This window comes from Serratia sp. szju (assembly GCF_044594185.1).
Taxonomy (GTDB): domain Bacteria; phylum Pseudomonadota; class Gammaproteobacteria; order Enterobacterales; family Enterobacteriaceae; genus Serratia; species Serratia bockelmannii.
On the sequence record NZ_CP172576.1, the window covers coordinates 4,615,974 to 4,640,786 of the forward strand.

The following is a 24,813-nucleotide window of genomic DNA, read 5'->3' on the forward strand; positions in this document are numbered from 1 at the left end:
CCACGACGCCAAGTTCGTCATTCGCTTCTATGCTTATCAGGGGTTTTTGTTAATCATCTGAGCGGGAGTACGAAACATGACGAAACTGTTGGTGCTTTATTACTCAATGTACGGCCACATCGAACGCCTGGCGCAGGCGGTGGCTGAAGGGGCGAACCGTGTCAACGACGTGGACGTGACGATTAAACGCGTGCCGGAAACCATGACGCCGGAGGCCTTCGCCAAAGCCGGGGGCAAGCAACACCAGCAGGCGCCGGTCGCCAGCCCGCAAGAACTGGCGGACTATGACGGCATTATCTTCGGCACGCCAACCCGCTTCGGCAATATGGCCGGGCAAATGCGCACCTTCCTCGATCAAACCGGCGGGCTGTGGGCTTCCGGCGCGCTGTACGGCAAGGTAGGCAGCGTCTTCTCCTCCACCGGCACCGGCGGCGGCCAGGAACACACCATCAGTTCGACCTGGACCACGCTGGCGCACCACGGTTTCATCATCGTACCGATCGGCTATGCGACGCAGGAGCTGTTTGACGTTTCGCAGGTGCGCGGCGGCACCCCGTATGGCGCCACCACCATCGCCGGCGCCGACGGTTCGCGGCAGCCGAGTAACGAAGAGCTGACCATTGCCCGTTATCAGGGCGAACACGTGGCTAAAATCACCGCCAAGCTGAAAAGTTAAGCACCCTCCAGCCCCCGTGATCCAAAGGGCCGCGCATTCGCACGGCCCCATCTTGTTGCCAACCCGCCGCAAGGTTAGAATGCCCCTCCCCCGGCCATTCAGCGTCTGAAGGCCAGGCCCGAATTCGTTCTGCCCGTCGCTCATCCGCTTTCAGCCCGAGGACGGGCGTTCTGTTTTTTGCGCACAGCGAAGGGAATAAGTCAGTGTCTAAAGATTTTGATGAACTAATAAGAGACATGGATCTTATTATTGAAAATGTAGACAGCTTCAAGGCTCTGGCTCCGCGCGCGCCCGAGCCGGCTCCGGCCCCGCCGCCGCCGGTTCATCACTACGACTCGTTCTGCGAAAACATCGCGCTGAAAGTCGTCTTGAAGGTGCTGCTGTCTTCGGTGGACAAGATAGTCAAAGTACAGATCGCCAACAAGGTCGAGCAGGAAATCGCGCAGATCGAACAGCAGGTGGTGCGCGCCGGCGGCGGCCCGGTATCACCGGACGATCTGGCGCAGATGACGCATTACGTTCGCCGCACGGTCAACGACCTGCTGGAGTAATCCTCCCCCCTTTGAAACGGCGTCTGTTGGACGCCGTTTTCATTTCTGCCGCATTTCACGTGCGGCTTGGCTGTACCATGACTGACACATTCACAACATGAATATGTTGCATTGTTGTATTCGTTTCACTGCGATAAGTTTATTTTACTGTAAATATATACAGTACTTTTTAACTTATTGAGGATATGAATATGCGCTTTAACAACAAGATGTTGGCCCTGGCCGCCCTGCTGTTCGCCGCTCAGGCGTCGGCCGACACGCTCGAATCCATCGACAACTGCGCGGTCGGCTGCCCGACTGGTGGCAGCAGCAACGTGTCTATCGTGCGTCATGCTTATACGTTGAACAACAACAGTACCACCAAGTTCGCCAACTGGGTGGCTTATCACATCACCAAAGACACGCCGGCCAGCGGCAAGACGCGCAACTGGAAAACCGATCCGGCGCTCAACCCGGCGGACACGTTAGCGCCCGCCGATTACACCGGCGCCAATGCGGCGCTGAAGGTCGATCGCGGTCATCAGGCGCCGCTGGCTTCGCTGGCGGGCGTTTCCGACTGGGAATCGCTGAACTACCTGTCCAACATCACGCCGCAAAAGTCCGATCTTAACCAGGGCGCCTGGGCGCGGCTGGAAGATCAGGAACGCAAGCTGATCGATCGCGCCGATATCTCCTCGGTCTATACCGTGACCGGGCCGCTGTATGAACGCGATATGGGCAAACTGCCGGGCACCCAGAAAGCGCATACCATCCCCAGCGCCTACTGGAAGGTGATTTTCATCAACAACAGCCCGGCGGTGAACCACTATGCCGCCTTCCTGTTCGATCAGAACACGCCGAAGGGCGCCGATTTCTGCCAGTTCCGCGTGACGGTGGACGAGATCGAGAAGCGTACCGGCCTGATCATCTGGGCCGGTCTGCCGGACGACGTGCAGGCTTCGCTGAAGAGCAAGCCCGGCGTCCTGCCGGAGTTGATGGGCTGCAAAAACTGACGAAAAAACCCGCCGAGGCGGGTTTATTTTTCATACGGGCGCCGGCGGTTTATTCCGTCAGCGCCTTTTGCGCGGCGGCCAACTCACGCTGCCGGGGCGACGCCACCGCATGATCGCGCGCCAACAGCGTGTACACCGTCGGCAGCACGAACAGGGTAAACAGCGTGCCCACCAGCATGCCGGAGACGATCACCAGCCCCAGCCCAAAGCGGCTGGCGGCACCGGCGCCGCTGGCGAACAGCAGCGGGATCAAACCGAACACCATCGCCCCGGTGGTCATCAGCACCGGCCGCAGGCGAATTTGCGCCGCCTGCAAAATCGCGTCGCGCCGCGTCAGCCCCTGATGCATCTGCAGTTCGTTGGCGAACTCCACCATCAAAATACCGTGCTTGCTAATCAGCCCGATCAGGGTCACCAGCCCGACCTGGGTATAGATATTCATCGTGGCGTAACCCAACGCCAGCGGCAGCAAGGCGCCGCAGATCGACAGCGGCACGGTGATGAGGATAATCAGCGGATCCTTCAGGCTCTCGTACTGCGCCGCCAGTACCAGGTAAATGATCACCAACGCCGCCAGGAACGCGAACGCCAGCGCGCTGCCTTCCTGGGTATATTGGCGCGAATCCCCCTGCCAGTCATGGCTAAAGTCGGCCGGCAACGCATTCGCCTGCCGTTCGAGGAAGGCCACCGCTTCGCCCATCGAAACGCCGGGGGCGGGAATGGCCTGCAGGGTGGCGGCGTTCTGCTGGTTAAACTGAGTCAGCTTGTTCGGTTCGACCTTAACGGCCACCGATACTACGGTGGAGAGCGGCACCAGCGTATTGTCCTGGGTGCGGACGTACTGCCGCGCCAGCGCCTGCGGCGTCAGCCGCTGTTCGCGCAGACTTTGCGGGATCACGTCATAGGCGCGCCCGTCCATGCCGAAGCGATTGAGGTAGTTCTCCCCCACCAGCACCGCCAGCGATTCGCCGATGTCGCTCATGCGGATCCCCAGGCTGTTGGCCTTGGCGCGATCGATATGCACCTCCGCCAGCGGGTTGTTGTAGTCCAAATCGCTGTCCACCACCATAAATAGGCCGCTGTTTCTGGCGTTATGCTTCACCTCTTCCAGGGTGCGGTACAGCTGCGGGTAGTCCTGCGGCGTACGCAGCACCATCTGCACCGGCAGCCCCCCGGTGGAACCCGGCAAGGCGGGCAGTTGGAAGGCGAAAATGCTGGTGCCTTCGACATCGTTCACCGCCCGTTGCAGATCGGCCTGCACCACCGACGCCGAGCGCTGGCGCGCCTGCCACAGCGTCAGGTTGATACCGCCAATGCCGGACGCCGTGCCGTCGCTGCCGTTGATGATCCAGCGGCTTTCGGTTTCCGGCATGCGGTTGTAGACCTCATCCAGCTTGTAAGCAAAGCGTTCGACATAGTTCAGGTTGGCGTGCTGCGGCGCCTTGATGGCGGTCAGTACGATGGCCTGATCCTCGGTCGGCGCCAGCTCGCGCTGCGGCATCAGGTACAACAGCGGCAGGCTGATCATCACCAACAGCGCCAGCGTCCCAGTCAACCAACGGTGGTGCAGCGAGAAGTCCAGCGCGCGCGCATAACGCCGCGTCAGGCCGCCGAAGAACCACTCGGCGGCGTACGCCACGCGCCCTTCGCTCTGTTTGGCCGGCAGCAGGAGCGAGCTCATCACCGGCGACAGCGTCAGCGCCACCACGCCGGACACCACCACCGCCCCGGCCAGCGTCAGCGCGAACTCGCGAAACAGCGCGCCGGTCAGCCCGCCCATCAGGCCGATCGGCGCATAGACCGCCGCCAGCGTCAGCGTCATGGCGATCACCGGCCCCGCCACCTCGCGTGCGCCGATCATCGCCGCCGCCAGCGGCGTTTTCCCCTCTTCGATATGGCGATGTACGTTCTCCACCACCACAATGGCGTCGTCCACCACCAAACCGATCGCCAGAACCATCGCCAGCAGCGTCAGCAAATTGACGCTGAAGCCGAAGGCCAGCATCAGCCCTGCAGCGCCAAGGATCGACAGAGGAATGGTCACCACCGGGATCAACACGGTGCGCAGCGACCCCAGACACAGATAGATCACCGCCACCACGATCGCCAGCGCTTCGAGCAGGGTATGCACCACTTCATCGATCGAGGCCTGAATAAAGCGCGCGGTCTCGAACGCCAGCGCCATCTTCACGCCCGGCGGCTGCATCTTGTCGATCGCCGGCATCAGGTGACGAATGCCGTCGACGATCACCAGCGGGTTGCCGGTCGGCGTAGGGAAGACGCCGAGGAACACCGCTGGTTCGCCATCCATCAGGGCACTGGTTTCGGTGGCCGCGGCACCTAGCTCCACGGTGCCAACGTCTTTCAAGCGCACCAGGCCGTTGCCGTCGTTGCGCACCACCAGATTGCGGAACTCTTCCACGCTGGTGAGATCGGTATTCACCCGCACGTTGGCAACCACGTACTGCCCTTTTACCTTGCCCGGCGCCGCCTGGTAGTTGTTGCGCCGCACCGCGTCGGCCACGTCGGCGGCAGTCAGGCCGCGGCCGGCCAGCCGATCGCTGTCCAGCCACAGGCGCATCGCCATTTTTTGCCCGCCAAACACTTCCACCTTGGCGACGCCGTCGATGGTGGTGAACATCGGCTCCACCACCCGCGTCAGGTATTCGCTCAGCGCCGGTGTGGACAGCGTTTTACTGGAGAAACCGACATAGGCCACGGCAGTAGCTTCACCAGCGGACCGCTCAATCACCGGATCGTAAGCCTGCTCCGGCAGCTTGTAGCGCACCTGGTTGACCTTGGCCATCACTTCAGTCAGCGCCTGGGTGGAGTCGCGGTTCAGCGCCATACGCACCGTCACCACGCTGCGCCCCTGCACCGACGAGGAAGAAAGGTAGTCAACGCCCTCGACGGACGACACCGCCTGGGCGATTGGCTGCGTGACAAAGCCCTGCATCAGCTCGGACGACGCGCCGGGATAGTCGGTGCTGATGGTAATGGTAGAGTTTTCCAGCAGCGGGTATTGGCGGATCGGCAGTTTGCTGAGCGCCAGCGCGCCGAACAGCAGGATCAGGGTGCTGACCACCAGCGCCAGCACCGGCCGGCGCACGAACAGATCGGTAAATGTCATCGGTCTCTCCTCAGGAACCGGCCGGGGCGGCGTTCAGGGTATCCTGCGCCACCGGCTCGGCCGCCATGCCGTCGCTCAGCTTGAGCTGGCCCGAAGTCACCACCCGATCGCCTTCCTGCAGGCCGCTGACTATCTCGACGCGCCCGTCGTTGCGCTCCCCCACGGTGACCGAGGCGCGCTTGACCGTCATGCCCTTTTCACCCTGCTGCGCCAGAAACACGGTATCGCCGTACGCCGTATAGGTCAGCGCCGTTTCCGGCACCGTCAGCACCGCCACGCGTTGCCGCTGCGTGACGCGAATGCCCGCGTACATGCCCGCCTTCAGCAATCCCTCACGGTTGCTCAACGTCGCCTGTACCTGCACGGTGCGGGATTTGCCGATCATCGGGTCGATAGCGGTAATGGCGGCGGGGAAAGCGCGATCGGGATACGCCCCAACCTGCACCGACACCGCCTGCCCCAACGCCAGCCCGGCGCTGCTTTGTTCGTCCAGCGAGAAATTGACGCGCAGCGTATCGGCGTCCACCAGGTTCGCCACCGCCTCGGCGGCGTTGAGGTATTGCCCTTCATGCACGCGGCGAATGCCGATGGTGCCGGAGAACGGCGCTCGGACCGCCTTTTGCGCAATTTTGGCCTGCGTTTCCTGCACCGCACCGAACGCCATATCCCGCTCGGCCAGCGCGTCGTCCAGCTGTTGCCGCGCGGTAGCGTTGAGGTTCATCAGCTTGCGCATGCGCGCCAGCAAGAGATCGGCATTGCGCAATTGCGCCTGCAGGCGCACCAGCTCAGCCTGTTCAACCGCATCGTTAAGCTGCACCAGCAGTTGCCCCTGCCGCACCGTTTGGCCGGATTCGAACAGAATGCGCGTGATGCGGCCGCTGGTCTCTGCCGCCACTTCCACCTGGCTGGCCGCCTCCAGCTCGCCCACGCCGGCATAACTGCGTGCCGCCTGCTCACGCAGGGCGGGCGCCAGCGCCACTTTAACCGGCGGATAGGCCGGCGCGCCTTCGCTTTGTCGCGCGGTGGAACGCATCGCAACGGCGGCGGCGGCGAGTGCCGCCAGCAGCGCGGCAATAATGAGGTATCGTTTCATCATGTAACGGTTTCTTCCTGATTTTACAGCCAAAGCCATCCTTCCCCCGACGCAGCGCAGGGAGGTGACGAGAGATACCGGTTGCCAAGCCCGGCTGGCTGCACTATAAAACCTCAGGTTAACTTGAGGTCAAGTTGAGGAAGACAAAATGGCAAGAAATGAACCGATTGACGCCAATCGGCTATTGACCGTTGGGGAAGTGGCGAAACGCAGCGGCGTGGCGGTATCCGCACTGCACTTTTACGAAAGCAAGGGGCTAATTCAGGCGATGCGCAACGCCGGTAACCAGCGCCGCTACACGCCGGTGGTGTTGCGCTACATCGCGGTGATCAAGATCGCGCAAAGCGCGGGCATTCCGCTGGAGGAGATCCGCGCAACGCTGGGGCGTTTTCCCACCGGCAGCAAGCTAACCGCCGAACAATGGGGAATTTTGTCCTCCTCCTGGCGCAAAACGCTGGATGAACGCATACAGCGGCTGACGGTGCTGCGCGATCATCTCGACAGCTGTATCGGCTGCGGCTGCCTGTCCCTCGCCGACTGCCCGCTGCGCAACCCAAACGATATTTGGGGCCAACAGGGTGCCGGTGCGCATATTTTCGAACGCCCGGCCGATCATGGGTGAGCAGACGCTCTCCCTACGGGCCAACGCACCCGCCTGTGGAATAGCGATTACACTCGCTCATCCGCTGCCAAAATGAACTGATGAAAACGTTGAATCTCCAGCTTACGCATGGCGTTCATTTTATGCTGGCTGACGGTTTTCTCGGAAATACCCAACGCCTTAGCGACGCCGGTATTCGGTTTTCCCGCCAGTAGCATGGCCAACACCGAAAGCTCGCGCGGCGACAGACTCTGCCCTTTACAGCTCGCGGTGAACATTTTTATCGCCTCAACGAACGTCGTAAGACCGATGTTTTTTTTCAGACAGTTAAAATTCGCCAGGCGCGGCGTTTCCACGCCGGTTAAGACGATCGTATTGTCAGGCCTGTCGATAATATGCGATAAGAAATTCATAACCCGACAGATAGACGAGAAAGAGACGATGACCACTTCTGCATGACAAGACATGGCATGTAATCCACGGCGTGCAGATGAATGCAGACCAATAACTTCAACGCCCTCCAACGACTTCAAGATCTGCGATATGCCATAGAATAAATAGTAATCATCAGAAAATATAGCCACTCGCACAGGATCACCCCATTGCTATTTGTCATGGGCGCGTTTTTAACAACGCCCCCATGGCAGTCATGCCAATTAACTTTATTGGTTCGACTTACTTAAGTGAAGAACATAATGAGATCAGCAATGCAGACAGCGATGAAAGATATTTTTCATCCAAATTCATAATGCCATCTTCACTGTATTTTACGTTATTATCTAGAATTTCATGAATACTCTCGACGGCGCATACGGCATCCTTCCAAACTACACGCCGCCCGAAAGGTGAAGCGCCGAGATATTGCGCGCTTTGGCGAAAAGCAACGATAAAATCGCGCAGTATATCGAGCACAATCAATACTTCCTCCCTGCTGACACACCGCTTCATTTGCACTTTATCCAAGAAAACGCTGAGCGTGCTTTGTAAGGAAAACAGGCTCTTGAACAACCCGCCGGCGATATCCTTCGGTGTTTTCACGCTGGTTGATATGACAAAAGGGAGCTCTCCATGCTGTGAAATATATTGATAAAGCCCATTTATCGCCGTCGTCGGCTTAATATCCAAACCGCGAAGAATGACATCAACCTCATCTTTTAGCGATTTTTCCACTTTGACACCGATCTGGATTTGTTCCGTCATACAATTCATCCTCAACATAGAGATCCGGATTAAACACCAATATTATTCAAGTAAATAATATTCGCCACCAATTACCATGTTAAGATTTTTCTTATATGTGGCAACCTGTTTTTTATTATTAAAAATAACAAAAGAATCATTTATATATAATGTTAAGCGTGGCCGATGTATTAATTCCTCCACTGCTCATTGTGGTGGGGCTGTAAGGATAATAATAGGCCGCCATGCCGATGGAAAATTGCGCATCCAAGGCATTGCCGGTTACCACATGAAATAATGAAGTCGCCGCACCTGGTGCCACGCTGGAAAGCGACAGCGTGACGGGATTATTAGGCGAAGCCGTCTTGACCAGCCGGATGCCAATGCCTTTTGCCGCCTCAGGGCTTTTATCTATCAAAACCGTATTATCTGAAGCCAACAGATTATTGCTGGATAAAAACATATTGATATCCCGATCGGCCGTGCCGCCGCTTTGCCGATTCTGACAGCTGAAATTCAGTGTAAAGGGCGTCAGGCCATTTTGCGCCCCCTGAGTAATCTGCGATATCCCCAACGTCGGCAACTTCACTGCCAGGCCGGCATTGTCGAAAGTGCAGGTCGTCATCTTGGGCGCATACTTGATGGTCATCGGCTGTCCGTACATGTCGCGCTGATCGTAAGGCCAATTGAAGCCGTTGAGCAGCCAGGTCAAGATCTTCACCAACTGCTTGGCGGGCCACAAAATGATCTCCAGCAAAGACATCCCGCTCAGATCGGTCACGAACATCACGTCCTTAAGGCTAACCGTGTCGCCGGGTATCGATGTGCCCGTCTTGCTGACCAGACTGAAACGGATATTCATCGGCTGATTCAATTCCGAAGCGGAGTGCGATCCCCAACCGCTAAGCTTTTTGTTGGCGATGTCGTTGGTTATTTCCGCGCGTATCCAATATTTACCGCTGTTGAATCCCAGAATTGTCGCCTTCGTGCTGTCGGTTGACAGGATACGCGTATAGCCGAATTCGCTGCTCGAGGTTGAACAGCTAAATGAACCGCTGTATTGCGTATAAAAACTGCCTTCCCAGACCGGTGTCTTATCGCTGAGCTTATCCGACAAATCGACGTAGATCGGCGGCGCATATTGGATGCCATTGCCGTAGCATGAAGCGTAACTGTAACCGCTGAACAATAGGGACAGCGTCAGTGCGAGTATCCTGAGCATGGTGTAATTATCCTTTATCGACATGTGTTGGCTGCGCTGTCCATCGATATTTTCGGGCGTTCAATCTTGCAGACACCGTCATTCAGCCTGACTTCCAGCGACGTTGGCTGCTGTTCAACCCGTAGATACAGGACGCTGGCCTGCCCGACGAAGCCAATGGCATTCCCACTTTGATCCGCCACCTCCGCACCAAATGGCAGGGGTTTATTGCCGCGCTTAAAGGCGCGCAGCGTATAAGGCCGACGCTGATCGGTTTCAAATCTCAAATAGTTGACGGCGCCGGCATAGGGCACACTGTTGGCGATATTGCCGACGATCTCGGCGCCGGAGCTGTTGCCGGTATCCGACAATGTCACGGAGTTTTGCCGGTAAGGCGTGGCGTAAGGCACCAAAGCCAGCCCTTCGTCGTTAGTGACGATGCTCTCGTCGCCGTTCACCATCAGCCCTTTGGCCTTGGGCGCGTCCACCACCATCATGGTGTTGCCCATTTCGTTGGACGCCAGCAAATGCCAAGGGATCGCCACCAGGCTGCCGCGGGCGCTCATGCCCAACTGTCGATAGTCTGATGATTCACTGTAGGAGCCGCCGACAGTCGTCGCGTTGGCGCGATAGGCGGCATTCACGCTCGCCATACTGTTGCCGCCGCTTTGGTTGCTGCCGGCAAGCGCATAACTCAGACGGTTTGATTCCAGCGCATTGCCGCTCAGGCTCAGCGAGCTTTGCTGATAGTGCGAATCGGTGGCGGATAAGCTGGTGCTGAGATAGGCATTGTTGTCGAACATCGACAACGGCACGCTCAGAGAGAGATAAAACCGCGTCTCTTCTTTGCGATCGGAATTTCTCACGCGACTCGCGGAAATGTTGTAACTGACGCGCGAGAAGGCGTTTGAATACCCGAGCTGGTATTCCCGGCTTTTATTCGTATCCGACCAATAATCGCGTTGGGTGCCGGAGAAATAGAGCGTGCCCCACCCGTCTGCGAGCCTCTGGTTCAGGTTCAAATTGAAGGTATTGCGTGGACGAGCGGCGCGAACGGCGTCCCAGGTATTCAAATCCAACGGGGCAAGCTCATCGTCATCCCGATCGTTCCAATAATCGTGAAAACGCTTGTCACGCTCGCGGTAACCTTGATGGGTGTAGATGGCATCGTTAAAGCTGTAATAACCTTTGGTCGAATAACGGTATGCCGCCAGCGTGAAGTTTGTTGCGGTAGCGTCCAAAAACTTGCTGTAGGCGATCCGAAAACTTTGCCCATTTTCATTGCGATCCTGCAAATGCGTCGAGGCCTGAGTCACATCGACGGATACCGCGCCGAACGGCAGATTCCAGCCACTGCCCAGCAGCCAGGCGCGATAGTCCTCGCTGAGGATCGTACCGACGTAACCGGTGACCAGGTTATTGAAGCCATACTGCAGCGTGCCCTGCGCGAAAGCAGGCGCATAGTCGGTATCCGCCTGATTGACCTTACCGGCCACCAGGCCGTATTTGCTGACCCCCTGCTTCAACATGTTGGGAACGGCGGAAAACGGTACGGTAAAGGATTGTTCCCGCCCGTCGGCTTCCTTGACCACGACCAACAGATCCCCCGCAGAGCCGGTCGGCAATATGTTATCCAGCGTAAAGGAGCCCGGCGGCACGTTCTCCTGATAGATGAGGTTGCCGTTTTGCAATACTTTCACCAGGGCATTGCTCTGCGCCACGCCCCGTACTATCGGCGAAAAACCCTGCTGCGAATTGGGCCGCATGTTGATATCCGAGGCTAAAGCGCCGCCCCGCACCCGAATCGAGTCGAACAAGTCCCCCGGCGAATAGAAATCGCCCATCGTCAGGTTCGATTTGATGGCGGCGAAGCCACGCTGCACATAGCGAGTATTATTTTGCCAATCGCTACCCTGTCGCGAACTGCTGCGGAAATTGCTGCTGTCTCTGAATTGCCAACCCGCCAGATTGATCCCCGATTCCAAACCGGTATAGAAATCGTCGTTTGACGCCTTGTCGCCCTGCAACGACTGCACGTGGTAATAGGTGGCGTTATAGGCCAGCAGCAGCGCAGGCACGCCGCGATCCCAAAATTTGGCGTCAACATAGCCGGCCTCTGCGCGAATCACTCGCGACTGAGGCACCGTCAGCTTAAGGCTCAACGTCCCCACGTCGAAGTCGGCCCTTCCTCCTTGCACCAACGTTTGGACGGGGATCGGTTCCTTGTCTCCCCCGATGGACAAACTACTCATATCGATGCCCAACAGGGCGGCGTCACGATGGGCGATGCGAATATCGCCTTTATGTTCGCCGAACTGCAACGAGAACCGCCCTTTCCAACTCTGGTTGACATACACGTCGACCGTTTGCGTGCCTGCCGGCATGTCATTATTGAGGTAAAAACGCGACAGGTCGGATTCGCTGGACGCGCCGGCCAATAGAGAAGTGTCGAATTTCATCGCCGAGACTTTATTTAACGGAATGAATACAGATGCGGTCAGTATCGAAAGCAATTTTAGTTTAAGCTTCATGGCCGTTCTTCACGTTAGCGGGCTGTAATGGCTTTAGATTTATAAGCCCCCAGGTCGTCGATATAGAGCAGGGTGTAGGGAATGTTCCGGCTCACACCAACTTTGGTCGGAACAAAGAGGCTGGAATATGGCCCGACCATCACTGAGTCAATCAACAGATTCTTTTTTCCTTTCTGATCAACATTGGCCAACGTAAAAAAGTAAGGACCTTTGTTGATAACCTTAAATCCCTTCCCTGCCGCCTGGAGTTCAATGAAGTCGGTGATGTTATTTGCGCTGCCGGTTAACCCTGCCGGGCGATAAAATAGCTTGATGCGCGATTTGATGGCTAATTGCAGCGTATTGACCCCTTGCAAATTTTCCGGCGTAGGCGGGATATCCAGCACATTCAAATAAAATACCGACTCACGACCGCCGGGGAGCTCCGCGCCCATTTTTTGTATGCGTAATTGCTGGCCATTATTTCCGGCAACTTTTACAACCGGCGGGGATAACAAGAACGGCACGTTTGCCGTTTCAGGCGTCGAGTTGATATCACCATCATCAATCCATGCCTGCACCAGTGCCGGATCGTCACCATTGTTGACTAACTGAACGATAACATCCTTGTTTTTTTCCGGATAAATAACGCGCGTTCCATTAATTACAATATTGGCATCGGCGCAAAAGCTGCTGAGAAACAATCCAGCAAAGATTAAGCACTGTTTCATAGTCACCCCAGATGCCAGGCCTTTGCCTTGGGCACAGGCCTGGCTTAATTGCAATTACAGGTAAGAAATGGTGTACGTCACGTTGGAACTCAATTCCCCCACTTTTGCTTCCAACGCATTGGTCTTGTAGTAATAGGCATCCAGCGTCAGCGTTTCGGCATCTGGCGCCGTTTTATCGCCTTTGATCTTGGTGACATAAGGCACGTTCAACGGAATCGGCGTGGATGAACCCGGCTCGGCCAGAGAAAAACCGACGTTTTTCGCTACGGCGGCGTCGCTTTCATTCACGGAGCTGTTCAGCAGATATTTTCCGTCGGTAGAGATATTATTCGCCGAAGAGAAGTAGATCTTCAGCGGCGTACCGGCCGTTCCCGCCGCCGGCGTGCAGCCGGAGAACGTCAGCGAGAAAGATTTCTTGTTTTTGGTGATGGGGCCGACAACGGTGCCCGCATCCGTCACGGAAATCGGGCTGAGCGCAACGGTAAAATCGGCGCTTTTCCCGCCATTGATGGTACAAGTGGTATCCGTAACGGCACCGCTAAACGAAATAACGCCACCGGCGGAATTATCTGCCGCCGTTGCGCCCACAGATGTTAACGCGGCAGCCAATACCGCCAAAGAGATGCCTTGCTTAATCATAATAAACCCCATTACTTTCTTCGCTGAGAGAGCATATATAAAATGACCTACACCATTAAACCGTTTAGAGGCTAACGAAGCTTAGGCAATAGCAGAGTATTGACAGCATCCTGCCATCTAAAAGTTTATATGTGGCGGTATATATTTATATATATCCAAGTGTATTCTAAAAGATATCCGGCAATGGGAAAAATCTCATTCACCGCCAGATGCAGAACATATTAATTCCAAAGACAAAAAAAATGCAACATCGAATCAAATAATTTTCATGACCATAAAAAAACGAATCGCGCAATGAGCGGAAAGATACGCGCCTTAAAAGAGTGAGTACGACAGGATACTTGCTGCGCAGGTTAAATAAATGTCGCCGTTTCCTCATAAAGCGCTTGTGGCATAAAAACAAAAAACCATTGAAATAAAAAGAAAAAAACACATAAAGAAAAATCTTAGATTCCTTCCCCCCTTATCCTCCCACGTAAAGTTTAGTTTTCCTCTACCTTAAAAATTTTCCGACCCACCGCTATAGGAGCAGCCCGAAAATGCGACACTCTTTGCATATCAATATCCAGATACACAAAAAACAGCGCCCACACTTTTCTTCGTTCAGTCGATAAGGCTGAATTCTTTCAGAGAAAAATATACCCTCCCATATAAATATAAATCCCACTTTTAAAGTAGATTTTAAAATATACCGAAAGGTAATTCATTTAAATAAATCGCCGTAAGGGTAAAACAAGATAGGGGAAAAGGGATGCATCTCAAGTAACGGCAGGAATAAAAAAACCCGAGCGCCACAGGCTCGGGTTTATAGCAAAACACACATTTGACGATCAGAGCGGCTTTTCAGTCCGTACAATGCCATGATTCTTCATCACTTCTTCCATCGTAAGGCTATCGTCATACGGCGTCTCATCCACCACGACGTCTTGCGGACGCACATAAGGTTTGGTCGCACGTTTGAACATCCACCACCACACGAATACTAGGAAAGCGCCGGACTTCAGAAAGATCATGGTCCATAAGGCGACTTGATACCAGTTCATCTCTGTCTCCATAGAGCATTAAGCGAAAATAGATAAGGCGGCGTTGATTATCGCGCCGGTCACGCCTGACACGAGCAGGCACCCGAGCAGCCGACCTTGATAAACGCATAATCTCACCGATGCGTAGCCCTTATCAATAGCCGATCGCGTTTCCTGGAAAGGCTTGCCGTTTTCTCCGCACGCAAAAGCAAAAAACCCCGTGCTCAGAGAGCACGGGGTCAGAATGTATGGCGGAGGAGCAGAGATTCGAACTCTGGAACGGTTTCCCGTCGACGGTTTTCAAGACCGTTGCCTTCAGCCACTCGGCCACCCCTCCGCAACGACGCGCACTATAAACAGACCTTATTCGCTTGTAAAGCCCGGGCGCGTTCAACCGCGCGAAAAATCAGCGAAGGCGCGGCAAACGGCGAACAAACACGCGTCCGCATCCCCGCTGTTGCCGTAATGATAACTAAGGGTAAAGATTGGTAAACAAACTTTAATCAACCGCTTGCGCTGCCTATTATCGGGATTATTTTGTGATGGCTTGATAAGAGAGAGCATTATGGACCGCATTGTCGTCTCATCTTCTTCGCGCGACTCGCTGCTCAGCACGCATAAAGTCCTGCGCAACACCTATTTCCTGTTATCCCTGACCCTGGCCTTCTCAGCCCTGACCGCCACCGCCAGCACGATGCTGGGGCTGCCGGCGCCGGGCTTGCTGCTGATGCTGGTTGGCTTCTACGGCCTGATGTTCCTGACCCATAAACTGGCCAACAGCCCAGCGGGCATCTTGGCGGCGTTCGCGCTGACCGGTTTCATGGGATATGCCCTCGGCCCAATCCTCAGCTCGTTCCTGAACGCCGGCGCGGGCGACCTGATCATGCTGGCACTGGGCGGCACCGCAGCGGTGTTCTTCTGCTGCTCGGCGTATGTGCTGACCACCCGTAAAGACATGTCGTTCCTGTCTGGCATGATGATGGCCGGTTTTGTGGTGCTGCTGGTGGCGGTGATCGCCAACCTGTTCCTGCAGATCCCTGCCCTGCACCTGGCTATCAGCGCGCTGTTCATCCTGTTCTCCGCCGGCGCGATCCTGTGGGAAACCAGCAACATCATTCACGGCGGCGAGACCAATTACATTCGCGCCACCGTTAGCCTGTACGTGTCGCTCTACAACATGTTCATCAGCCTGTTGAGCATTCTGGGCTTCGCCCGCAGCAACTGATCGCGTGTTACACCTGCCTTCCAGGCCCCGCTCCGGCGGGGCTTTGTTTTTTGCGGCTGAAAAAATTTGCTAAACTGGCGGCCGTTCCGAATTATCCGTTATCGAGGCAGTATGTTGGAGTTTGAAGGTCAGGTTATTGACACTGACGCGCAGGGCTATCTGAAAAACAGCGCCGACTGGCATGAAGGCCTGGCGCCGCTGCTGGCCGCGCAGGAAGAGATCGTGCTCACCGAAGCACACTGGGAAGTGGTGCGCTTCGTGCGCGACTTCTATCAGGAATTTAATACCTCACCGGCTATTCGCATGCTGGTCAAAGCGATGGCACAGAAATACGGCGAAGAAAAAGGCAACAGCCGCTATCTGTATCGCCTGTTCCCGAAAGGACCGGCCAAACAAGCCACCAAGATCGCCGGGTTGCCCAAACCGGTAAAATGCATCTGACCGCACCGCCCGCAGCGCCGCTGCAGGCGAGCGTTTAATAGCGAATGCCGAACCCATCGTAGTCAGCCACGCCCTGCGGCTCCACCAGCACGCGTTCGACGCGCGCGCTGCGCGGGCCGCCCTGTTTCAACCACTCCACCAGCCTATCCACCTGCGCCTGTGTGCCGCAGGCCACCACCTGGACACTGCCGTCATCAAGGTTACGCGCATAGCCGGCCACCCCCAACGCCTCGGCCTGCCGCTGAGTGGAATAGCGAAACCCCACCCCCTGCACCACGCCATACACATACGCAGCAATGCAAACTTGTGTCATAATCGCCCCCTTAATTAAGTTTTCGTTATGGCATTGCCGTGCCTTTGCACCGCCGTGTCACTCTTTCTATCCTAGCTGGCAGCATTATTAATTATGACCGTACGCCTGTTTCTCGCCAAAGGACGTGAAAAGTCCTTACTCCGCCGTCACCCTTGGGTGTTCTCCGGTGCCGTTCAACGCGTTGAGGGCAAAGCCCACTCCGGTGAAACCATCGATATTCTCGACAGCCAGGGCAAATGGCTGGCTCGCGGCGCCTATTCGTCCGAGTCGCAGATCCGCGCACGCGTCTGGACTTTCCAGCAGGATGAAGAGATTAACATCGATTTCTTTATTCGCCGCCTGCAGCAAGCGCAAAGCTGGCGCGATTGGGTCGCACAGCGCGACGGTCTGGACGGATACCGTCTGATCGCCGGCGAATCCGACGGCCTGCCGGGCATCACTATCGATCGCTTCCAGAATTTCCTGGTGCTGCAGCTGCTGTCCGCCGGTGCCGAATACCAGCGCCCGGCCCTGCTTTCCGCCCTGCAGCATTGCTACCCGGAATGTTCGATTTACGATCGCTCCGACGTTGCGGTGCGCAAAAAAGAAGGCCTGCCGCTGGCGCAGGGCCCGGTGCTGGGCGATCTGCCGCCGGAACTGCTGCCTATCACCGAGCACGGCATGAAACTGCTGGTGGACATTCAGCAAGGGCACAAGACCGGTTTCTACCTCGACCAGCGCGACAGTCGCCTGGCGGCGCGGAACTACTCTGCCGGCCGCCGGGTGCTGAACTGCTTCTCCTACACCGGCGCCTTCGCCGTTTCCGCTCTGATGGGCGGCTGCGCACAGGTGATCAGCGTGGATACCTCGCAGGCAGCGCTGGACATCGCCAAACAGAACGTCGAGCTCAACAAGCTCGATCTGAACAAGGCGGAGTTCGTTCGTGATGACGTGTTCCAACTGCTGCGCAACTACCGCGCTCAAGGCGAAAAATTCGATCTGATCATCATGGATCCGCCTAAATTCGTCGAGAACAAGAATCAGCTGGCCAGCGCCTGCCGCGGTTACAAGGACATCAACATGCTGGCGCTGCAGTTGCTGAATCCAGGCGGCATTCTGCTCAGCTTCTCCTGCTCCGGCCTGATGCCGACCGACCTGTTCCAGAAAATTTTGGCCGATGCCGCTGTAGATGCCGGACGTGATGTACAATTTATAGAACAGTTCCGCCAGGCTGCCGATCACCCGGTGATCGCCACGTATCCTGAGGGGCTGTATCTGAAAGGCTTCGCTTGTCGGGTGATGTAACTTGAAATGCGCTGCCTTGCCCCCATATATGAGCAAGGCATTGTTTCTCAGGAGGTCATCATGATTGCCAGCAAATTCGGTATCGGACAACAGGTTAGGCATAAACTGCTGGGGTATTTGGGCGTCGTGATCGATATCGACCCGGAATACTCTTTAGAACAACCCAAAGCTGACGAGATAGCGGCGAACGACGAACTGCGTTCCGCCCCTTGGTACCACGTGGTGATGGAGGACGAGGAAGGCCAACCGGTGCATACCTATCTGGCGGAAGCGCAGCTGGATGGCGAGCCCCAGGAAGCGCACCCCGAGCAACCATCGCTGGATGAACTGGCGGAATCCATCCGTCACCAGTTACAGGCGCCACGTTTGCGCAATTGACCGCGCCAAGACCTGAGAAACCCCGAGAGGGCCCGGCATCGCGCCAGGCCCTTTTTTTATTTAGCGCTCCAGCCCTAAACGCGGGATTTCGATTTTCGGGCAGCGATCCATCACCACCTGCAGCCCGGCCTGTTGCGCCAGCTCCGCCGCCTGATCGTTAATCACGCCGATCTGTAGCCACAGCGCCTTGGCGCCGATCGCTATCGCCTCTTGCGCCACGCCGTAAGCCGCCTCCGAATTGCGAAACACATCAACCATATCCACCGGCTGTGGGATAGCGGCCAGCGTGGCATAAACCGGCTGCCCCAGCAGCGTCTGCCCCGCCAGTTTTGGGCTGACCGGGATCACTTGATACCCTTGCGCCAACAGATACGCCATCACCCCATAGCTGGGCCGCGACGGGTTATCGCTGGCGCCCACCAGCGCGATGGTTTTCACCTGCTGCAACAGCTCAACAATCTCTTGATCTTGCATCTTCAACTCCCGTTTATCACTGCGTCACTTTCCATTTCGAGTGTAACCGATCGGCATTCGCTCGGTTAAACGCTAATGCGAAGGAAACTTCACCGCAATCTTATGGTCAGAGGCTGTCGCGGTTCAGCTGCGCACGGTCGTGTCTAAACGCGATAAAATATGTAAAAATGTAAACAAAATACCCGATTGAAAAATTTTGACACAACCTATGCCGTGTTCAACACTTAGAGCTACGTCACTTTATAAGGAGATAATGATGAAATTTGGTCTGGTGGTTGCGGCGTTGCTCAGCATCAGTATGCCTGCCGCGGCTACGACCCTGAAACTCTCCCCGGACATCGACCTGCTGGTGGTCGACGGCAAGAAAATGACAGGTTCGTTGTTAAAAGGCGCCGACAGCCTTGAACTGGACGGCGGGCAGCACCAGCTGCTGTTTAAAGTGACCAAAACCGTACGTTCCGGCCAGCATACACAGGCCTATACGTCCCTGCCGCTGGTTGCCACCTTCAATACGCAAAAGATTAGCCAAGTGGCGATCGAACTGCCGCGCATCGAGAACGATCGTGATGCGCAACGCTTTGACAGAACGTTGAATTATCTGGTGGTCGATAAAGACGGCAACGCCCTGCCGTTCCGACATGATGCGCTGCATCCCGACAGCGTCACCTTCAATACCGATTTGGAAAAGGTGATGACCGATTACAACCGCCAGAACCGCCCGGCCTCCGTTCCGGCCTTTGTTCAGGCGAACGCAGGCAATCCCTCAGCCCTCGCGTTGGCCGGCGCGCCGCTGAACGCCCCGACGGTAACGTTGAAAGGTGAAAACGTGTCGGAACAGATGTTGCAATACTGGTTCCAACAGGCCGACAAGGAAACACAGAAACGTTTTCTACGCTGGGCCAATAAACAACCGATTCGCTGATCCCTTCCGGCGTCTTTCCCCGTAAAGGCGCCTTTTCTTCGCATTTTCAGGCGCAAACGCTAGGCAGTGAAAAACAGTTTCAGTAATCTGTCGCACATCCCCCGATGAGCGAAGGACACCGAGATGGAATTGACTACCCGCACTATCGCCGCGCGCAAACACATTGCGCTGGTGGCGCACGATCACCGCAAACAGGCCCTATTGGAGTGGGTAGAAAGCCACAAGACTATTCTGGCGCAGCACCAGCTGTACGCCACCGGCACCACCGGTAATCTGATCCAGCGCGCCAGCGGCATTCCCGTCACCAGCATGCTGAGTGGCCCGATGGGCGGCGATCAGCAGGTTGGCGCACTGATTGCGGAAGGCAAGATAGACATGCTGATCTTCTTCTGGGACCCGCTGAACGCGGTGCCGCACGATCCGGACGTGAAGGCGCTACTGCGGCTGGCGACAGTATGGAATATTCCGGTGGCCACCAACCGCTCGACCGCCGATTTTCTGATCGACTCTCCGCTGTTCAAAAACGAGGTGGAGATCGCCATCCCCGACTATCAGCGCTACCTGCAAGACCGCCTGAAATAATCCTCACGGCCTGGCTGGCGCCAGGCCTGATGCCTACGGTTTTTTCTGCACCGGTACGCCAAGATCCTGCAGGTGTTCGACGAACACCGAAGGGCGTTCACGATCCTGCAACAGCCATACCTGATGTTTGGCGCGCGTCAACGCGACATACAATAGACGGCGCTCTTCGGCATCCGGGAAATCCTCCGGCTGCGGCAGTAGCACCTCTTCCAACACCGACTCGCGCGCCACGGCGGGGAAGCCGTCACGCCCCTCATGTAAACCGGCAATGATGACGTATTCCGCCTGCTGCCCTTTGCTGGCGTGGATGGTCATAAACTCCAGATCCAGCTTGGGCCAGCGGGTGCCCGCCTTCGCCAGCGCTTCCGGTTTCAGATGATGGTAACGCGCCAGCACCAGGATGCGCTCATCCGGCTTGGCGTAGCCGCTCAGTTTATCCAGCAAGGGCTCCAGCTGCTCGTGCGGCAGGATCGCCACCGACTTTTTATTGCCCTTGCTCAAGCTGTTGAGCGGTTTTTTCAGCTGGTGCGGGTTTTGCTGCACGAACCGGTTGGCCACCTCGCCGATACGTTCATTGAAGCGATAGGTGGTATCCAGCGCGCACTGCGCGCCTTCGCCGAAGTTCGTGGCGAAGGCCGTGGTTAACGTCAATTCTGCGCCGCTGAAGCGATAAATCGCCTGCCAGTCATCCCCCACCGCAAACAGGCAGGTCTGCTTGTTCTGTCGGCGCAATGCCGCCAGCAACAGCGCACGCTGTGGTGAGATATCCTGAAACTCGTCGACCAGAATATGTTTCCACGGGCTGACGAAGCGCCCCTTGTCGAGAATGTTGACCGCCTGATGGATAAGGCCGGAGAAGTCCACCGCCCCTTCCTCTTTCAAGGCGCTTTTCCAGACTTTCAGCAGCGGCGCCATCAGCCGGATACGTTTTGAGAACAGATCGCGGATGTCTTCATCCGCCTGCTCAATCATTTCCGCCTGGCTGCCGCCGTGCATGCGCATCAGCCCCAACCAGCGTTCCAACCGGCTTGCCAGGCGATCCGCCAGGCGCTTATCCTGCCAGAAGTCGCCTTCCGGCACTTCCCATTCCAGCTCTTCGGTCAACCATTGACGCCACCCCTTGGCCTGCGCTTTCTTCTCCGCGCACTGTTGGCGCCAATGGGTAATCAGCAGCTCTTTGCGCGCTTTGGCATCGGTTTCCAACCGGCTGATGGCCGGGGCCTTGCGGCTGCCTTGTTGAATGATTTGCAGCGCCAAGGCATGGAAGGTCTTGGCCTGAATGCCGACATCACCCAAACGTTCTTTGATGCGGTCGTTCATCTCGCCAGCGGCCTGGCGGCCGAAAGCCAACAGCAAGATTTGGCCCGGCTGCGCCTCCTGACGGCGCAGCAGCCAGCCGGCGCGCGCCACCAGCACCGACGTTTTGCCGCTGCCGGCCCCCGCCAATACCAGAACGGAATCCTCGCCGTTGACCACCGCGCGGCTCTGGGAGTCATTGAGCGGTGAGCTTTCGACGGTCTGGAAGAAGTCGTGATGTTGCTCCAGCATGCGATCGGTCCACTGCCGGTTGCGTTGTTCGACGCTGCGTAGCCCCTGCTGCAGCCATTGCAGACACAGTTGGTAATCGGCCCGGCAGTTATCGAATTCCTCCAGGCGCGCTACCGGCATCGGCAGCGCGGAGAAAGCCTCACGGATTTGCTGTTGCAGCTTGCCCAGCTCAGACTTTTTGAACCATTTATCTTGCTGCTCTATGCGCTGAATCTGTGCCACCTGCTGCTGCAACACGCCGGCACTGACCTCACTCATTTCGGCGCTCCACTGCTGCCACGCCTGCTGCAGATAGTGATAAAAACGCTGCGTTTCCTGCCATTCGGTGCCGTGCAGCCGCACCACTTTTTCGTCCGGCAATTCAAATTCCAGCTCGCCCCAGACGATGCCGCGCTTGCACCTGACCTGAATCAGTTGATTGAAGGGGATCAGGTATTCATGTTTTTCCCCGCTCACCTCAACGCCGGCGTGCAGCAACCGCACGCGGTTATAAGGGTGCTGAGCCAGGTGTTTCCCCAGCGATGTCGCTTTAAGTTCCATATCGTCGCGCCATGACTATGTTGAGATTAAATAACGGATATCTGCCAGTTTACCTGCGATAAGCAGTGGCACTCTAGCGCTAAAAAAAGGGTAGAATAGATTTTGCGTTTTTATCGTGAATACGCCCGCATCGCGGTTTGGCTATCATTAGAGCAGAATGACGTCTATGCGTACTGTACTGAATATTCTTAATTTTGTGTTGGGCGGTTTCTTCACCACGCTAGGCTGGCTTATTGCTACGGTGTTCAGCGTGCTGCTTGTCATCACACTGCCGCTTACCCGCTCCTGTTGGGAAATCACCAAGCTGTCGCTGGTGCCGTTCGGCAACGAAGCGATGCACGTCGATGAACTGTATCCGGAAAAAAGCAATGCGCTGCTCTCCGCCGGCGGCTCGCTGCTCAACATTATTTGGCTGGTGCTGTTCGGCTGGTGGCTGTGCCTGTCACACATCGCCGCCGGTATCGTGCAATGCGTTTCAATCATCGGCATTCCGGTCGGTATCGCCAATTTCAAAATAGCCGCCATCGCGCTGTGGCCGGTGGGGCGCCGCGTCGTCTCGGTAGAAATGGCTCAGCAAGCCCGTATTGAGAATGCTCGCCGCCACTATCATCAGCGTTAATTTTTTCTCCGTTTGAGGAGTTTTTCGTGCGCTCTTTTGCACCCGCAGTTCGTCGTTATACCTACAACAGCAACCTGCTGTATCACCTGCGCATCCTTATTGCGCTGATCGGCACCACCGCCGTTCCCTGGTGGCTGGGCATACCCAAGCTGACCATCCCGCTAACGCTGGGTGTCGTGGCGGCGGCACTGACCGATTTGGATGACCGCCTGGCCGGCAGGTTACGCAACCTGCTGATCACGCTGGTATGCTTCTTTGTTGCCTCCGCCTCGATCGAGCTGCTGTTCCCTTATCCCTGGTTGTTCGCCCTTGGCTTAACCACGTCGACCTGCGGTTTTATCCTGCTCGGCGCCTTGGGGCAGCGTTACGCCACCATCGCCTTCGGCGCGCTGCTGATCGCGGTTTACACCATGCTCGGCACCTCGATGTACGATGCCTGGTATCAGCAACCGCTGCTGCTGGTGATCGGCGCGCTGTGGTACAACCTGCTGACGCTGGCAGGCCACCTGCTGTTCCCGATCCGGCCGCTGCAAGAGAACCTGGCGCGCTGTTACGATCAACTGGCCAACTATCTGGATGCCAAAGCCAATCTGTTCGATCCCGACGCCGAACGCGACGCCGACCTGCCATGGATGGATGTCGCCATGGCCAACAGCGCCTTGGTCGCGTTGCTTAACCAAACCAAAGCCTCGCTGCTGACGCGCCTGAAAGGCGATCGTGGCCAGCGCGGCACCCGCCGCACCTTGCACTACTATTTTGTCGCGCAGGATATCCACGAGCGTGCCAGCTCTTCCCACGTTCAGTACCACGCGCTCAGCCGGCAATTTCGTCACAGCGACATTTTGTTCCGCTTCCAGCGTCTGCTGAGCATGCAGGCACGCGCCTGCCGCCAATTGGCACAATCGATCCTGCTGCGGCAAAAGTACCAGCACAACCCGCGCTTTGAACCGGCTTTCAGCCGCATTCAGGAGGCGTTGGCGCGCATCGCCGAAACCCAGGGCAATAACGAGCAGACCAAGGCGCTGGCGCATCTGTTGAAAAACCTGCATGCGATCGATGCGCAGCTGGCCAATATCGAATCAGAGCAGACGCTGGCCAGCGGGCAAGCGGAAGAGAACAGCCTGGCCGACGACCGCTTAACCGGCTGGAGCGATATTCGGCTGCGCATCAGCCGCCATTTGACGCCGCAGTCGGCCCTGTTCCGCCACGCGATCCGCATGTCGGTGGTACTGTGCGTGGGTTACGCCTTCATCCAGTTCACGGGTATGCAGCACGGTTACTGGATCCTGTTGACCAGCCTGTTCGTCTGTCAACCGAACTACAACGCTACCCGCCGACGCCTGGCGCTACGCATCATCGGTACCCTGGCCGGTATCCTGATCGGCCTGCCAATCCTCTATTTCGTGCCGTCATTGGAAGGGCAACTGGTGTTGATCGTCATCACCGGCGTTCTGTTCTTCGCTTTCCGCACCGTACAATATGCCCACGCGACGATGTTCATCACGCTGCTGGTGCTGTTGTGTTTTAACCTGTTGGGCGAAGGATTCGAAGTGGCAGCCCCGCGCGTTTACGATACCTTGCTGGGCTGTGCCATCGCCTGGGCGGCAGTCAGCTTTATCTGGCCGGACTGGAAGTTCCGCCAACTGCCGGCGGTGGTGGATAAAACGCTGAATGCCAACTGCCGTTATCTGGACGCTATTCTGGTGCAATACCACCAGGGTAAGGATAACGGCCTCGCTTACCGCATCGCGCGACGTGATGCCCACAACAGCGATGCCGAACTGGCTTCGGTCATCTCCAACATGTCCGCCGATCCCAAAGCCGACAAAGCGCTGCAGGAAGCCGCCTTCCGCTTGCTCTGTCTGAACCACACGCTCCTGAGCTATATCTCCGCATTGGGGGCGCACCGCGAGCGGCTGAATACCCCGGCCACGCTCGATCTGCTCAATGACGCCGTGTGTTACGTGGACGGCGCCTTGCATCAGGAAGAACGGAACAGCCAGCGCATTGCGCAGGCGTTGGAACAGCTGGCGGAGCGCATCAGCAAAGCCGTTCCGGAACCTGAAAGCAAAGAACAATTGGTCTTGCAGCAGGTGGGATTGGTGCTCGAGCTGCTGCCAGAGCTCACCGCGCTGCATGCCCAAATCAATAAGGCAGCCTAA

At 56.7% G+C, this 24,813-nt stretch carries 24 protein-coding genes and 1 tRNA gene; 12 read left to right on the plus strand and 13 right to left on the minus strand.

The genetic code is table 11. The features are described from left to right. The first annotated feature begins 76 nt into the window (after positions 1–76). From wrbA to RE418_RS21940, 3 genes are all read left to right on the plus strand, one after another. Complete coding sequence (wrbA, locus tag RE418_RS21930) at positions 77–676, plus strand: NAD(P)H:quinone oxidoreductase (RefSeq protein WP_025302329.1); 600 nt, start codon at positions 77–79, stop codon at positions 674–676. Positions 677–912: 236 nt separating this feature from the next. Beyond that, on the plus strand, positions 913–1,227 hold the full coding sequence (locus RE418_RS21935; RefSeq protein ID WP_016928271.1) for a hypothetical protein: 315 nt from the start codon (positions 913–915) through the stop codon (positions 1,225–1,227). Positions 1,228–1,418: 191 nt separating this feature from the next. Then, positions 1,419–2,219, plus strand: a complete 801-nt coding sequence (locus tag RE418_RS21940) for a DNA/RNA non-specific endonuclease (RefSeq protein WP_015377376.1) — start codon at positions 1,419–1,421, stop codon at positions 2,217–2,219. Between the two features lie 49 nt (positions 2,220–2,268). Here RE418_RS21940 and RE418_RS21945 read toward each other — a convergent pair whose 3' ends face one another. Then, complete coding sequence (locus RE418_RS21945; protein ID WP_089180752.1) at positions 2,269–5,349, minus strand: MexW/MexI family multidrug efflux RND transporter permease subunit; 3,081 nt, start codon at positions 5,347–5,349, stop codon at positions 2,269–2,271. 10 nt (positions 5,350–5,359) lie between these two features. After that, positions 5,360–6,445, minus strand: a complete 1,086-nt coding sequence (locus RE418_RS21950) for an efflux RND transporter periplasmic adaptor subunit (RefSeq protein WP_089180751.1) — start codon at positions 6,443–6,445, stop codon at positions 5,360–5,362. 145 nt (positions 6,446–6,590) lie between these two features. Here RE418_RS21950 and soxR point away from each other — a divergent pair, with 145 nt between their 5' ends. Next, positions 6,591–7,064, plus strand: coding sequence for a redox-sensitive transcriptional activator SoxR (gene soxR, locus RE418_RS21955; protein WP_025302326.1), 474 nt, complete (start codon positions 6,591–6,593; stop codon positions 7,062–7,064). Positions 7,065–7,111: 47 nt separating this feature from the next. Here soxR and RE418_RS21960 read toward each other — a convergent pair whose 3' ends face one another. The 8 genes from RE418_RS21960 to RE418_RS21995 form a co-directional block, all read right to left on the minus strand. Then, complete coding sequence (locus RE418_RS21960; protein ID WP_197538605.1) at positions 7,112–7,627, minus strand: LuxR family transcriptional regulator; 516 nt, start codon at positions 7,625–7,627, stop codon at positions 7,112–7,114. A 91-nt stretch (positions 7,628–7,718) separates the two neighbouring features. Next, complete coding sequence (locus RE418_RS21965; RefSeq protein WP_049204270.1) at positions 7,719–8,243, minus strand: hypothetical protein; 525 nt, start codon at positions 8,241–8,243, stop codon at positions 7,719–7,721. Positions 8,244–8,379: 136 nt separating this feature from the next. Then, positions 8,380–9,444, minus strand: coding sequence for a fimbrial protein (locus RE418_RS21970; protein ID WP_049295353.1), 1,065 nt, complete (start codon positions 9,442–9,444; stop codon positions 8,380–8,382). 14 nt (positions 9,445–9,458) lie between these two features. Next, positions 9,459–11,954: a fimbria/pilus outer membrane usher protein gene (locus tag RE418_RS21975; protein WP_025302322.1), complete on the minus strand. Its 2,496-nt coding sequence runs from the start codon at positions 11,952–11,954 to the stop codon at positions 9,459–9,461. A 14-nt stretch (positions 11,955–11,968) separates the two neighbouring features. Beyond that, complete coding sequence (locus tag RE418_RS21980) at positions 11,969–12,664, minus strand: molecular chaperone (protein WP_089180750.1); 696 nt, start codon at positions 12,662–12,664, stop codon at positions 11,969–11,971. A gap of 54 nt (positions 12,665–12,718) precedes the next feature. Further along, positions 12,719–13,315 carry a fimbrial protein gene (locus tag RE418_RS21985; RefSeq protein ID WP_369825806.1) on the minus strand — a complete coding sequence of 199 codons (597 nt, stop codon included), beginning with the start codon at positions 13,313–13,315 and terminating at the stop codon, positions 12,719–12,721. Between the two features lie 818 nt (positions 13,316–14,133). Next, positions 14,134–14,346 carry a hypothetical protein gene (locus RE418_RS21990; protein ID WP_025302319.1) on the minus strand — a complete coding sequence of 71 codons (213 nt, stop codon included), beginning with the start codon at positions 14,344–14,346 and terminating at the stop codon, positions 14,134–14,136. A 228-nt stretch (positions 14,347–14,574) separates the two neighbouring features. Continuing rightward, a tRNA-Ser gene (locus RE418_RS21995) sits at positions 14,575–14,662 on the minus strand. A gap of 228 nt (positions 14,663–14,890) precedes the next feature. Between RE418_RS21995 and yccA the strand changes: the two genes are divergently transcribed. Together yccA and tusE are read left to right on the plus strand one after the other, a co-directional pair. Further along, on the plus strand, positions 14,891–15,550 hold the full coding sequence (yccA, locus tag RE418_RS22000; protein ID WP_004928091.1) for an FtsH protease modulator YccA: 660 nt from the start codon (positions 14,891–14,893) through the stop codon (positions 15,548–15,550). Between the two features lie 111 nt (positions 15,551–15,661). Further along, complete coding sequence (gene tusE, locus RE418_RS22005; protein ID WP_004928095.1) at positions 15,662–15,991, plus strand: sulfurtransferase TusE; 330 nt, start codon at positions 15,662–15,664, stop codon at positions 15,989–15,991. Positions 15,992–16,025: 34 nt separating this feature from the next. On the opposite strand, the gene yccX is transcribed toward tusE, so the two are convergent. Beyond that, complete coding sequence (yccX, locus tag RE418_RS22010; RefSeq protein ID WP_060432835.1) at positions 16,026–16,304, minus strand: acylphosphatase; 279 nt, start codon at positions 16,302–16,304, stop codon at positions 16,026–16,028. Positions 16,305–16,397: 93 nt separating this feature from the next. Here yccX and rlmI point away from each other — a divergent pair, with 93 nt between their 5' ends. Both rlmI and hspQ read left to right on the plus strand, forming a co-directional pair. Continuing rightward, a complete protein-coding gene (gene rlmI / locus RE418_RS22015; protein ID WP_213928168.1) occupies positions 16,398–17,588 on the plus strand; it encodes a 23S rRNA (cytosine(1962)-C(5))-methyltransferase RlmI in 1,191 nt (396 codons plus the stop codon). Between the two features lie 60 nt (positions 17,589–17,648). Then, complete coding sequence (gene hspQ, locus RE418_RS22020) at positions 17,649–17,966, plus strand: heat shock protein HspQ (RefSeq protein ID WP_004928104.1); 318 nt, start codon at positions 17,649–17,651, stop codon at positions 17,964–17,966. Positions 17,967–18,026: 60 nt separating this feature from the next. On the opposite strand, the gene RE418_RS22025 is transcribed toward hspQ, so the two are convergent. Further along, on the minus strand, positions 18,027–18,440 hold the full coding sequence (locus RE418_RS22025) for a CoA-binding protein (RefSeq protein WP_025302316.1): 414 nt from the start codon (positions 18,438–18,440) through the stop codon (positions 18,027–18,029). A 256-nt stretch (positions 18,441–18,696) separates the two neighbouring features. Here RE418_RS22025 and RE418_RS22030 point away from each other — a divergent pair, with 256 nt between their 5' ends. Continuing rightward, positions 18,697–19,362: a DUF2057 family protein gene (locus RE418_RS22030; RefSeq protein WP_025302315.1), complete on the plus strand. Its 666-nt coding sequence runs from the start codon at positions 18,697–18,699 to the stop codon at positions 19,360–19,362. Between the two features lie 123 nt (positions 19,363–19,485). After that, positions 19,486–19,944 carry a methylglyoxal synthase gene (locus RE418_RS22035; RefSeq protein WP_016928284.1) on the plus strand — a complete coding sequence of 153 codons (459 nt, stop codon included), beginning with the start codon at positions 19,486–19,488 and terminating at the stop codon, positions 19,942–19,944. 33 nt (positions 19,945–19,977) lie between these two features. On the opposite strand, the gene helD is transcribed toward RE418_RS22035, so the two are convergent. Continuing rightward, the gene (gene helD / locus RE418_RS22040) at positions 19,978–22,032 is read right to left on the minus strand and encodes a DNA helicase IV (RefSeq protein WP_089180748.1); all 2,055 of its coding nucleotides are present in this window, start codon (positions 22,030–22,032) and stop codon (positions 19,978–19,980) included. Between the two features lie 166 nt (positions 22,033–22,198). Here helD and RE418_RS22045 point away from each other — a divergent pair, with 166 nt between their 5' ends. Together RE418_RS22045 and yccS are read left to right on the plus strand one after the other, a co-directional pair. Continuing rightward, positions 22,199–22,651, plus strand: a complete 453-nt coding sequence (locus RE418_RS22045; RefSeq protein ID WP_089180747.1) for a YccF domain-containing protein — start codon at positions 22,199–22,201, stop codon at positions 22,649–22,651. A 26-nt stretch (positions 22,652–22,677) separates the two neighbouring features. After that, positions 22,678–24,813, plus strand: a complete 2,136-nt coding sequence (gene yccS, locus RE418_RS22050; protein ID WP_049204262.1) for a YccS family putative transporter — start codon at positions 22,678–22,680, stop codon at positions 24,811–24,813.